The sequence below is a fragment of the Streptomyces sp. NPDC007991 genome (genome assembly GCF_042958445.1).
Taxonomy (GTDB): domain Bacteria; phylum Actinomycetota; class Actinomycetes; order Streptomycetales; family Streptomycetaceae; genus Streptomyces.
On sequence record NZ_JBIBJD010000007.1, the window covers coordinates 182,078 to 192,971 of the forward strand.

Annotated in this window: 10 protein-coding genes and 1 riboswitch; of the genes, 5 read left to right on the forward strand and 5 right to left on the reverse strand. The window is 72.4% G+C overall.

Features of this window, described 5'->3' with window-relative positions; all coding sequences use genetic code 11:
• Nucleotides 1-262 precede the first annotated feature (262 nt).
• Together ACFZDA_RS21490 and ACFZDA_RS21495 are read left to right on the forward strand one after the other, a co-directional pair.
• On the forward strand, nucleotides 263-1,552 hold the full coding sequence (locus ACFZDA_RS21490) for a hypothetical protein (protein ID WP_391083689.1): 1,290 nt from the start codon (nucleotides 263-265) through the stop codon (nucleotides 1,550-1,552).
• 266 nt (nucleotides 1,553-1,818) lie between these two features.
• Nucleotides 1,819-2,349 (forward strand): DoxX family membrane protein, encoded by a 531-nt coding sequence (locus tag ACFZDA_RS21495; protein ID WP_391083692.1) that lies wholly within the window; start codon nucleotides 1,819-1,821, stop codon nucleotides 2,347-2,349.
• A 33-nt stretch (nucleotides 2,350-2,382) separates the two neighbouring features.
• Here the strand turns inward: ACFZDA_RS21495 and ACFZDA_RS21500 are convergent, their stop codons facing one another.
• Entirely contained in the window at nucleotides 2,383-2,622 is a 240-nt protein-coding gene (locus ACFZDA_RS21500; RefSeq protein WP_391083695.1) for a hypothetical protein, read from the reverse strand.
• Nucleotides 2,609-4,087: a PspC domain-containing protein gene (locus ACFZDA_RS21505; protein ID WP_391083698.1), complete on the reverse strand. Its 1,479-nt coding sequence runs from the start codon at nucleotides 4,085-4,087 to the stop codon at nucleotides 2,609-2,611. The genes ACFZDA_RS21500 and ACFZDA_RS21505 overlap by 14 nt, the downstream gene beginning before the upstream one ends.
• Before the next feature lie 177 nt (nucleotides 4,088-4,264).
• Here ACFZDA_RS21505 and ACFZDA_RS21510 point away from each other — a divergent pair, with 177 nt between their 5' ends.
• Entirely contained in the window at nucleotides 4,265-5,557 is a 1,293-nt protein-coding gene (locus ACFZDA_RS21510; RefSeq protein WP_391083701.1) for a PspC domain-containing protein, read from the forward strand.
• Complete coding sequence (locus ACFZDA_RS21515) at nucleotides 5,554-6,297, forward strand: LuxR C-terminal-related transcriptional regulator (protein WP_391083704.1); 744 nt, start codon at nucleotides 5,554-5,556, stop codon at nucleotides 6,295-6,297. Before ACFZDA_RS21510 ends, ACFZDA_RS21515 begins: the two co-directional genes overlap by 4 nt.
• Before the next feature lie 18 nt (nucleotides 6,298-6,315).
• Here ACFZDA_RS21515 and ACFZDA_RS21520 read toward each other — a convergent pair whose 3' ends face one another.
• Nucleotides 6,316-7,383 carry an NlpC/P60 family protein gene (locus tag ACFZDA_RS21520; RefSeq protein WP_391083707.1) on the reverse strand — a complete coding sequence of 356 codons (1,068 nt, stop codon included), beginning with the start codon at nucleotides 7,381-7,383 and terminating at the stop codon, nucleotides 6,316-6,318.
• Nucleotides 7,384-7,804: 421 nt separating this feature from the next.
• On the opposite strand from ACFZDA_RS21520, the gene ACFZDA_RS21525 reads away from it, so the two are divergent.
• On the forward strand, nucleotides 7,805-8,158 hold the full coding sequence (locus ACFZDA_RS21525) for a hypothetical protein (protein WP_010036449.1): 354 nt from the start codon (nucleotides 7,805-7,807) through the stop codon (nucleotides 8,156-8,158).
• On the opposite strand, the gene ACFZDA_RS21530 is transcribed toward ACFZDA_RS21525, so the two are convergent.
• Nucleotides 8,136-9,149, reverse strand: a complete 1,014-nt coding sequence (locus ACFZDA_RS21530) for a hypothetical protein (RefSeq protein WP_391083711.1) — start codon at nucleotides 9,147-9,149, stop codon at nucleotides 8,136-8,138. The two genes, ACFZDA_RS21525 and ACFZDA_RS21530, sit on opposite strands and share 23 nt — an antisense overlap.
• Nucleotides 9,150-9,259: 110 nt before the next feature.
• Nucleotides 9,260-10,429, reverse strand: a complete 1,170-nt coding sequence (locus tag ACFZDA_RS21535; RefSeq protein WP_391083714.1) for an NlpC/P60 family protein — start codon at nucleotides 10,427-10,429, stop codon at nucleotides 9,260-9,262.
• Between the two features lie 8 nt (nucleotides 10,430-10,437).
• Nucleotides 10,438-10,611: riboswitch (cyclic di-AMP (ydaO/yuaA leader) on the reverse strand.
• Nucleotides 10,612-10,894: the final 283 nt, after the last annotated feature.

Sequence of the window (10,894 nt, forward strand, 5' to 3'; positions counted from 1 at the left end):
GTGGTGACCAGGCCGGGCGGACGCGGACCGGGTGGTGAAGGGATAATCCGCTGTCGTCGCACGGGAGTTGTGCAGCGGTGTTTCCGGGGTCCGGAAGACCGACGGTGGTTGGGTCGCGGGAAGGCGGGCGTCGGGCGTGACGGTGCGCGAGGCGGGACAGGGCGGTGCGGACGCGGGTGCGTATGCGGGCCGGTATGCCGGTGGGGCCGGGGGTGCGTATGCCGGTGCGTATGCCGCTGGGCATGCGGGCGGCCACGGTGGCGTGCCGGGAGGTGCGCATGGTGGTGGGTACGGCGGTGTGCCCGAGGGTGGTGTGCACGAAGGGGGGTGCGCCTGTGGGGACTGTCCGCACGGGGCCCGTGAGGGGCACCGCAGGGCCGTCGCCGCGTTTCTGCGCAGGCGCGACGAGTTCGCGGCCGGGCAGGGGCTGCCGGCCGCGGTGGCCCACTCCGCCTCGGCTTCCCGGCAGTGGGTCTCGGAGGAACTGGCGCAGTCCGCGGAACTCGTCGCCGAGCGCGGCCGGGCCGAGGGCCAGGCCTGGCTGGCCGGGCTCTGGCGCCGCACGGCGGGTGCCGTGTGGGCGGCGGTCGTGCTGTTGCTGCTCGGGCAGTCCCTCACCGCGGTCGGCTCGGGCTGGACGGCGGCCCGTACGGCCGGGCTGGCCGCCGCGCTGGTGGTCGCCGGGGCGCTGACCGCGGCGTCGTGGTTCCACCGGGCGAAGGGCGGTGCGCTTGCGCCGGTCATCGGTGAGGACAACCGGCTCTCCACCTCCCGTACGGTCGCCGGGGCGTGGGTGCTCTTCGTGGCCTACTCGGTGCTCGTGCTGGCCGGGCGGCTGGCGGGCGCCTCCCGGCACGCGGACCGGGACGCGCTGCTCTCCGGGCTGGAACTCGCCCGAGGGGCGGGGGTCGTGACCGTGCTCGCCGTGGTGTGCGGGATCGCCGTGCTCGTGCGGCGGGTGGTCGGGCTGAGGGTGCTGGGGCAGCGGCTCCAGAAGGTACCCGCCGACCGGCCGCGAGCCGCCGACCTGCTGACCGACGACGCGGGCCGGGGCGCCTTCGCCGACATCCAGTACGTCGTGATCAGCGCCGTCGCCCTGGTCTTCGCGGCGGTACGGCTGGCCCGGCGGCCGGACCAGTTGCCGGATCTGCCGTGGGGGCTGGCGCTGGTCGTCCTGGTGTCGGCGGCGACGTACCTGGCCGGCAAGTACGCCGAGGGGGGCCGCCCGGTCATCCTCTCTGTCGTGCGGTCGCGGGAGGCGGGTGACCTGGACGGGCCGATCCGCACGGGCGACGACATCGAGATCCGGGGCGCCGGCTTCGTGCCGCCGGGTGCGCAGGGGGCGGACCGGCTGGCCCGGATGGTCGTGCGCGTCGGTGCCGTGCATGTCCACGTCCCGTTGGTGCCGGTGCCCGGGGGTTTCGACAACCCGACGGACACGCTGCTGACCGTGCCGGTACCGGCGGATGTGGAGCCGGGGCGGGTGGAGGTCCAGGTGGTCACGGCGGCGGGGGTGGAGACGAACCGGTATGCGGTCGACGTGACGGAATGACGGTTGCGCGTGCGCCAGTCGTGCCTCCCCCCAGTGCCTCAAAGGCCTGGGAGGTGCCCCCAGGGCGGCACGGGTGGGCGCAGCGGTACCCCGCGCCGCCGGGCTGCGGACCCACCCGGCCCGGGCCGCAACGCCGAGCACCTGGAGGCGCTGGTTGCCTGGTGCCAGTAACAAAAGCCGTCGCACAGGATTGAGCGGGGCCGGTTTGTTGTACGTATGGTCGGTGAGGGGTCTCGGGACCGGCGGGCGAGAGGCGGCTAGCAGCGATGACTCACAGCATGAGAACGGACACGCACACCCCCCACTTGGGCAGCGGAGGAGACTGGCGGGACACCGCCGTCCGCTACGCCCTCCTTCCCCTACGGATCTTCCTCGGCATCACCTTCATCTACGCCGGCCTGGACAAACTCACCGACAGCGCCTTCATGAAGGACTCCGGTTCCGGCTCGATCGGCGACATGATGCGCGCCGTTCGCGACTCCTCCGCCATCCCCGCCCTGGTGGACCTCTCTCTGAAGAGCCCCGTCGGCTTCGGCTACGCCATCGCCCTCGGAGAACTGGCCGTCGGCATCGGCACCCTGCTCGGCCTGCTCGCCCGGCTGGCCGCACTCGGCGGCATGCTGATCTCCCTCAGCCTGTGGCTGACCGTGAGCTGGACCTCCGACCCGTACTACTACGGCAACGACCTCGCCTACCTGATGGCCTGGATCCCTCTCGTGCTCGCGGGCGCTCCCCTGCTCTCCGTGGACGCCGCCTTGCGGTCGCGGCGACGGCAGAGGACAGGGGGATACCGGTAGCGCCAGGGACCGCGCGGCGGGCGTGGCCTGTCGTCAGGCGGCCATGTCCGGGCCGGGCTCGTCGGTCGTACGGCCCGACGCCCGGCGTCGGCGTATCCGGCCCGTCACGAACCCCACCGCGCCGGCCAGGCACAGCCCGCCCATGACGACGGGTATCGCCACGAACCACGGCGTCTCCCAGGCACCGCCCGCGTCACCGGCGTAGAGGACGCCCGCCAGGGTGAGGACGGCGCCGGCGACCAGCTTTCCGGGCTGGAGCTCATGACGCAGCACGGGCCACCTCCGCCTGTCCCATGCCGACCTGGAGATCCAGGTCGACGGTGCCCGACTTCTTGACGCCCTGGGCGGGGGAGAGGGTCATCTCCTTGTGCCGGCCCGGTTTCACATCCACGTCCTTCGAGTCGTCGCCCGGCAGTTGAAGGTCTCCGATCCCCACATCGACGCTCAGCCGCACGGTCACGTCCTCGGGCACCACCACCTTCAACCGGCCCACGCCGACGTCGGCGCGGGTCGTGACCGTCTGGTTCCGGTCCAGGTCCACCCTCGACAGGTCCAGGGTGCCGACGCCTGTGCCCAGGTGGTACTGCCGGTCTACGTCCGCCACTGCCGCGGGCTGCCAGGTCGTGCGGGTCCACTGCGTGCCGATGTCCTTGGGCAGGGCCGCCGAGCCGGCGAGCAAACCGGCCGTGATGACCGCCAGGAGGACCGAGCCGGCGCCGGTCCGCCCCAGGAAGGCGCTGACCGCTATGCCCAGGCCCAGAACGGCGAGCGCGCAGGACAGGCCCGTCTGCACACTCGTGCCGAGCGGGTGCTGGTCCCAGGTCAGGCTCGTGCCCAGGGCGCCCGCGAGCAGGGCCAGCAGGAAGACCCAGCCGCCGATCCAGCGGGGGCCGCGCGGCTCGGGCGGCCGGGTACGCGGGACTGGTATGTCCTCCCGGGCGCCGGCCAGGGGACCGAGGCTGATGTTGATGGCCGCATCGACGTCCCGGTCGCGGGTGTCGCGCGGGCCCCAGAGATAGCCCGTGCCGCCGATGTGGGTGCCGTCCTTGACGATGGGGTCGCGCCACCAGGACGGGTAGGTGATGTACACCGGCGGCGCCTGGGGTTCGGGCGGGGCGTCGGCGACGGCCTGGGCGGCCAGCGGGTCGGGGCTGGGAGTGCCGCGCTGGCGCGACCAGTATCCGGCGCCCGCGAGGAGGAGGGAGAGGACGACGGCGAAGGTCAGCACCCCGCCGTTGTTCAGCATCGTCAGGAACACACCGCAGCCGACCAGCGCGAACAGCACCGCTGTCAGGGCCTGGCCGTCGACGCGGCCGGTCAGCAGCTTGCGCACCTCGTTCTCGTCCTCGTCGTCGTACGGGACGGCGAGCCAGGCGAAGCCGTAGAAGAGGAGGCCGATGCCGCCGGTGGCGGAGAGCACCGCGAGGGTGATCCGGAAGATCACCGGGTCCATGTCGCACTGCCGCCCGAGCCCGGCGCAGACCCCGGCCAGGGCCTTGTGGCGGCGGTCGCGCCGGAACCGGTGCGGGGGGCCGGGCGGGGCGGCTTCCCCCGTGGAGCCGGCGGCGTCGGGCGGGGCTCCCTTCTGATCTCCCGCGCCCGCGGGCCCCTGCGGGCCCGCGGGCGCGGGAGAGCCGGCGCCCGCGGCGGGCGCGGCATCCTGCGGCCCGGCGCCCGGTGCGGGGCGCGGGCCGGAGCCGGGTCCCGGACCCGTCGCGGCGTGCTCGTGATCGGTCATGGGTCCATGGTGACGGGCGCGACGGCGCTGCGGCAGCCGGAATGACCCTGGCCCGACCCTGATATCGGCCCCGAGGGACGGCCCGGGAAGCGTTCGAAGGCCCGGGTCCGGAGATCAGGGGAGTCTTAGGGACCGACCCTGATGCTCCGGACTTCCGGCCGTGTGACCATCAATGGCATGTCGGAAGCCGCAGCAGCGCCACTCGCAGAACCGCGGCCGCCGCGCAAGCTCTACCGCAGCAGTGACGGACGCTGGCTCGGTGGTGTGGCGCGAGGGCTCGCCGGGCACCTCGGGCTGCCCGTTATCTGGGTTCGGCTCGTCTTCATCGGCCTGTTCATGGCCGACGGCCTCGGTGCGCTGCTGTACGCCGCGTTCTGGTTCTTCGTCCCGCTCGGCGTCGGCGGCGTCGAGGCGCAGAAGCCGCCGACGCCGGTCGCCTCGGAGACCTCGCCCGACGGCCGCCGCAGACTCGTCGCCCGCAGGCCCGACAAGGGCCAGATGGTCGCCCTGCTCCTCATGGTCGTCGTGGCCATGGTGTTCGTGGGCAATGTGAACCTCAGCGGCGGGGCCAGGGCGTATCTCTGGCCGACGGTGCTCGTCGGCGCGGGCGTCGCCCTGGTCTGGCGGCAGGCCGACAACGCCCGTCGGGCCCGCTGGGTCGAGGTCGGCCGCCGCCGGCGCACTCTCACGCTGCTGCGCTCGGTGGGCGGTGTGCTGCTGGTGACGGCCGGCGTTTCCGGCATCTTCGTCATGCAGGGCTCGGCCGCCCACCTCGGCTCCGTCCTCCAGGCTGCCCTCGCGGTCCTCGTCGGGATAACGCTGCTGGCCGGGCCGTATCTGGTGCGCATGACGCAGGACCTCTCCGAGGAGCGCCTGATGCGTATCCGCGCCCAGGAGCGCGCGGAGGTCGCCGCCCATGTGCACGACTCGGTGCTGCACACCCTCACCCTGATCCAGCGCAACGCGGAGAACGCCGGCGAGGTGCGCCGCCTCGCCCGCGCCCAGGAGCGCGACCTGCGCACATGGCTGTACAGGCCGGAGGGCACCGGCAAGGACGAGGCCGACGAACCCACCACCCTCGCCGACGCCGTGCGGCGCAACGCGGCCGAGGTGGAGGACCAGCACGGCGTGCCCATCGAGGTCGTGGTCGTGGGCGACTGCCCGCTCGACGAGAGCATCAGCGCGCAGATGCAGGCCGCGCGCGAAGCAATGGTGAACGCCGCCAAGTACGGTGGCGAGGGCGGAGCCGTCCAGGTCTTCGCCGAGGTCGAGGGGAGGACGGTCTTCGTGTCCGTCCGGGACCGCGGCCCCGGCTTCGACCTCGACTCGATACCCGCCGACCGGATGGGTGTCAGGGAATCGATCATCGGCCGCATGGAGCGCAACGGCGGTACGGCGCGGCTGCGCGCGGTGCCGGACGGCGGCACGGAGGTCGAGCTGGAGATGGAGAGGGCGGAGAAGACGTCATGAGCGACCCGACCGAGGCGAACGGAACGGCGGGATCGGCGGAGGCGGCCGGGCCCGCGGAGTCGGACGGCGGCACCGGAGGGCGTCGCGTGCGCGTGGTCCTCGTCGACGACCACCGCATGTTCCGGACGGGGGTCCAGGCCGAGATCGGCCAGACCGAGCAGACCGGTGTCGAGGTCGTCGGCGAGGCCGCGGACGTCGACCAGGCGGTCACGGTCATCACCGCGACCCGGCCCGAGGTGGTCCTCCTCGACGTGCATCTGCCCGGTGGCGGCGGTGTCGAAGTGCTGCGCCGCTGCGCTCCGTTGATGGCCGACGCCGAGCAGCCCGTCCGTTTCCTCGCGCTGTCCGTGTCGGACGCCGCCGAGGACGTGATCGGCGTGATCCGCGGCGGAGCCCGCGGGTACGTCACCAAGACGATCACCGGCACGGACCTGGTGGACTCCATCTTCCGTGTCCAGGAGGGCGACGCGGTCTTCTCGCCGCGGCTGGCCGGGTTCGTCCTCGACGCCTTCGCCTCCACGGACGCGCCGCCCGTCGACGAGGACCTGGACCGCCTCACCCAGCGCGAGCGCGAGGTGCTGCGGCTCATCGCCCGGGGGTACGCGTACAAGGAGATCGCCAAGCAGCTGTTCATCTCCGTGAAGACGGTCGAGTCGCATGTCTCGGCGGTCCTGCGCAAGCTCCAGCTCTCCAACCGGCACGAGCTGACGCGCTGGGCGACGGCCCGCCGGCTGGTGTGACCCCGGGCGCCGCCCTGGTCACACCACTCGGGTGGCGCCCGTGAACGGCATTTCGTCGAGCGGCGCGACCCGGACCGGCGCGGAGGGGTTCGGGGCGTGGATCATCCGGCCGTTGCCCACATAGATGCCGACGTGACTGATGCCGGCGTAGAAGAAGACCAGGTCCCCGGGGAGCAGTTCGGAGCGGGAGACACGGCGGCCCGCGTCGATCTGGGAGTACGTCGTGCGGGGCAGGGAGATGCCCGCGGAGCGGTACGCGGCCTGGACGAGGCCCGAGCAGTCGAAGGCGTTCGGTCCGGTCGCGCCCCAGACGTAGGGGCTTCCGAGCTTCTGGTAGGCGTAGGACACGGCGGCGGCCGCACGGGAGTTGGGCGCCTGCGCGCTGCCGGCCCCGGGGCCGGTCAGGTGGTCACGCGCAGCCGTCGAGGAGCGTGAGGCACGGGCCGTACCCCTCGTGTCGCCGATGCGGGCACGTTCCTGCACGGTGAGCCGGGACAGCAGCTGACGTGCGGAGCCCAGCTTGCCGCTGATCGTCTTCTTGTGCCGTCTCAGTTCCGTCTGCCGGGATTTCAGGGAGGTCAGTTCGATGCGGGCGGCCCCGCGCAACTGCTCGATCTCCCGGAGCTGCCGCCGGACGCGCGCGACGTCGGCCTGCTGCCGGTTTCCGGCCCGTTCGGCGAACTCGGCGTTGTCGAGGTACCGGTCGGGGTCGTCGGACAGGACGAGCTGGAGCGCGGGGTCGAGACCGCCCCCGCGGTACTGGGCGGCGGCGACCGAACCCAGCGCCTCGCGTGCGGAGTTGAGGCGCTCCTCCTTGCGTGCCGCCTGGTCCTGGAGGTCCTTCAGCCGCTCTCCTGCCGCCTGGGCCTTCTCCTTCGCGCCGTTGTACTTCTCGGCGGCGACCTCCGCTTCCTGGTACAGCTCGTCCACCTTGGCCTTGACCTGGCTCGGGGTGAGCTCGGGTTCGGCATGTCCGGTGCCGTCGAAGCCCGTCGCGGTCGCCGCGCCCGCGAGGGCGATCGTGGCGGCCGTACGGGCCGTGTTGCCGCTCGCGGAGCGCCGGCGGGGCTTGCGGTGCGCTGCCACCTGGGGCCACGTCCTTTCCTGCGACCGCCGACGGGTGCGTACGGCCGCCAGGGGGAGCGGACGGGCGGCCTGCGCGTCCGGCGGCGGCCCGCACAGGGGAAGCGGACCGGCACCGGATTTCTCGGCGGTGGTGTCCGACTGCCGCCCCTGGCCCGGGCGGCGGTGGGGAGCCGGGCACCTGGGGCAGGACGCTAAACCGCGCCGCGGCGGCCCGGTGGCGGGTGCGCGGAAGTGTCCCGAGAGGACCGGTGGTGACCGTATGCGACCGTGATCTTGTCTCGCCGCCGTCAACTTAACTCAGCGTGATGATCAATACGCCGAATCATGGGTGTGAGGCGCGGACGGGTGCTATAGGGCGCATATATGCATCCGAAGGGCCGGTGTCGGGCGGCTGTGGAGCCCCTGATTAGGCTCCGGCCTCATGGACGTACTCATCCACCTCTTCGTCGGCCTCCACATCATCGGCATCGCCTCGCTCCTGGGCGGTTTCCTCACCCAGATGAAGGCGATGGGCGAGGGCACCGCCCGCTACACCCCCGCGATGCTGCACGGCGCGCTGACCATGCTGGTCACCGGTGTGATCCTGGTCGGCCTCAACCAGGCCGACGACCAGTCCGTGAACAACATCAAGATCGGCGTCAAGCTGGCCCTGCTGATCGTGATCCTCGGCCTGGTCTACGTGAAGCGGGACGACGAGAAGGTGGACAAGGGCCTGTTCGGCCTGGTCGGTGCGCTGACCACGGCGAACGTCTTCATCGCCGTGCTCTGGACCTGACCCGGCCCGGCACGACGTAGGCCCGGGCCGACGCGACCGCCCAGGCGGCGATCCCGAGCCATCCGGCGACCGAGACCCACAGCAGTACCTCCCCCAGGCCGTCGAGCCAGGAGACGTCGAGGGCGGCGGCGACGGCCAGGCTCGCCGTGGCCGTCTTGGCCCAGGTGAACACGGTCGCCCAGCGGCGGATGTCGGTGCGGGGCCGGGGCCGCAGGAACTCGGCGGCGAGCAGGACGGCGCAGCAGGCCAGGGTGAGCACGAGCAGCGCGACGGTCACATGGCGCAGGATGCCGCGGTCGTCGACGTTCCACAGGTACAGGCGCGCGCTGTCGGAGCTGATCAGCCGCGCCCCGGCCAGCGCCGACAGGGCGAGCGCCCCGCCCACGAGCCAGTGGTCGCCGCGCCCCTCGGCCACCTGCCGCACATCGAAGCGGGCCAGGGCGAGGAGGTACAGCACGAGCCCCAGCCAGAACAGCACGAGCGCCGCGTGGGCGAGCCAGGCCACCGACTCGGCGGCGGCGAGCGTGGCGCCGAGCACGGCGAGCCCCTGCGTGGCCAGGCAGCGCGCGAACACCGTCCCGGGCCTGCGCCGCCCCCCGTCCTGCACAGGTCGGGCCAGCGCGACGGGCCAGGGCAGCAGGGCCAGCACCAGCAGGGCCGCGGCCAGACCCTGCGCGCCGACCGCCGAGAAGCCGGTGCCGAGTACCGCCGTCGCCGCCACGGTGGTGAGGGTGGCCGTCGCCACGGTGTCCACCAGGCCCGGCACCCCCGCGTACGACCGCAACGTCGTGCCGGCCAGCGGCAGCCGCAGGGTGAAGTCCACGGCGAGCATCAGCCAGGCCGCGCAGGTCACACCGAGGGCGATACGGGAGAGGACGCCGTACCCCGCCAGATCCAGACCGACGGACAGGGTGCCGGTCGTCAGCACGGCTGCGCTGGCGGACGGTGCGCGCTGCGCCCACCAGGCGGTGGAGGGGGAGGGGCCGGGCATGGCCCGATGCTAGGAGGCGCCGCGCGCGTTGTGAGCGGGGCACGCGCGCGGGCGCCTCAAAAACGCGAGAGCACCCGCACGCGCGCGTGCCTTCAACGGCCTGCGGGACCTCAGGCCGGCCGCACCACGCTGTGGATCGCCGACTGGCCGTCGTAGTAGATCGACTCCTCGCGCACATAGGCGCCGGGCTTCGGGGCGTGGATCATCATGCCGTTGCCGATGTAGATGCCGACGTGGCTGATGTCGTCGTAGAAGAAGACCAGGTCACCGGGCTGGGCGTCGGCCAGCGAGACCGTGGTGCCGGCGTTGACCTGGTCGTAGGTCGTGCGCGGCAGGGTGACGCCCGCGGCCTTCCAGGCGGCCTGGGTGAGGCCGGAGCAGTCGTAGGAGCCGGGGCCGACGGCGCCCCAGACGTACGGCTTACCGATCTGCGCGCGGGCGAAGGCGAGCGCCTTCTCGGCCTTGGTGGCGTACGAGGAGTCGGCCGGGGCCGTCGAGGAGGACGTGCCGGAGCCCGCCGAGGAGGAGCCGCTGTCCTGTTGCTGGGCGGCCTGCTCCTGCGCCTTCTGCTGCGCGGCCTGCTGCCGGGCCAGCTCGGCGGCCTTGCGGGCGGCCTCCTGCTGCTTCTCCCGCTCGATCGCCGCGAGCCGCGCCTTCTCCTCGGCGGTCAGCTTCGACAGCAGTTCGCGCGCGTCGGCGAGTTTGCGCTGGACGGTGGCCTTGGCCGTCTTCAGGTCGCCCTGCGTGTCGGTGAGCGTCTCGAGGCTCTCGGTGGCCTCCTGACGCTTCTTCATCGTCTCGGACTGCTGGGTGACGTAGTCGTCGACCGCGACCTTCTGACGGCCGGTCATCCGGTCCATCAGCTGGGTCTGGTCGAAGTAGTCCTGCGGGGTGTCCGCGAGCAGGAACGTCGCCGTGTCCGGGGCGGAGGCGCCGGTGCGGTACTGGGCGGCGGCGAAGGAACCGAGTTCCTCCCGTGCCTCGTTGAGCTTCTGGGTGCGCTGGGCGACGTCGTCGAGGAGGGTGTCGACGCGCTTGCGCTGCTTGGTGGTCTTCTCCTTGGCCGAGTTGTACTTGTCGGTTGCCGACTCGGCCTGGCGGTACAGGTCGTCGACCTTCTTCTCGACTTCCTCGAGACTCGGCTTGTCGTCGGCCTCGGGGGCGGCGTTGGCCGACTGGGACAGCAGGGCGACGGATGTCAGGGCCGCCGTTGCCAGGGCGGGGGTCCGTATGCCTGCGACGCGCGTACCAGCGGGACGCGACTTGCGGTGCGACGCCAAGGGAGGCGACTCCTTCCATGCTCCGCCTACCGGGTTAGCTGTCGGGTTCGGGCGGGTACATCGGAAGGGTTGCCCTACGGCCGCCTCCGCGAAGGGAGTCCGGCCGATTCACCCCAGAGTTCTCGGTTGGGTCCCCGGCTCCGGCTGCCGCTGCGGCACACCGGACTCGGCGGAGGCCGCGCGGCCCGGCGACGTTCGCCGGTGGGGGTCGTGCGGCCTGCCCGCACGGTAGCCAACTCGTGTGGCCCTTGTGAAGGTTGATGGGCGATATGCCCGATACATTTTCGTGACCTTACCTGAGAGCGTCGCCGAGAGTCATCGGTGCAGGGGGGTTGGTCACGGGTTCGTCATAATTGTGACGGCCGTAGCGCTCCGTGACCATGCGGGGATGAAGGGTGACGAGGGGGTGCTTTCGGCGATGTTCTCAGGGCGGCAGCGGGCTGTCAGTGGGGCGCCCTAGACTCG

Bases quoted from the DNA above. Each gene is read 5' to 3' on its own strand.
- ACFZDA_RS21495 (WP_391083692.1), top strand. From the start codon at position 1,819: ATGACTCACAGCATGAGAACGGACACGCACACCCCCCACTTGGGCAGC.
- ACFZDA_RS21505 (WP_391083698.1), bottom strand. From the start codon at position 4,087: ATGACCGATCACGAGCACGCCGCGACGGGTCCGGGACCCGGCTCCGGC.
- ACFZDA_RS21510 (WP_391083701.1), top strand. From the start codon at position 4,265: ATGTCGGAAGCCGCAGCAGCGCCACTCGCAGAACCGCGGCCGCCGCGC.
- ACFZDA_RS21515 (WP_391083704.1), top strand. From the start codon at position 5,554: ATGAGCGACCCGACCGAGGCGAACGGAACGGCGGGATCGGCGGAGGCG.
- ACFZDA_RS21525 (WP_010036449.1), top strand. From the start codon at position 7,805: ATGGACGTACTCATCCACCTCTTCGTCGGCCTCCACATCATCGGCATC.
- ACFZDA_RS21530 (WP_391083711.1), bottom strand. From the start codon at position 9,149: ATGCCCGGCCCCTCCCCCTCCACCGCCTGGTGGGCGCAGCGCGCACCG.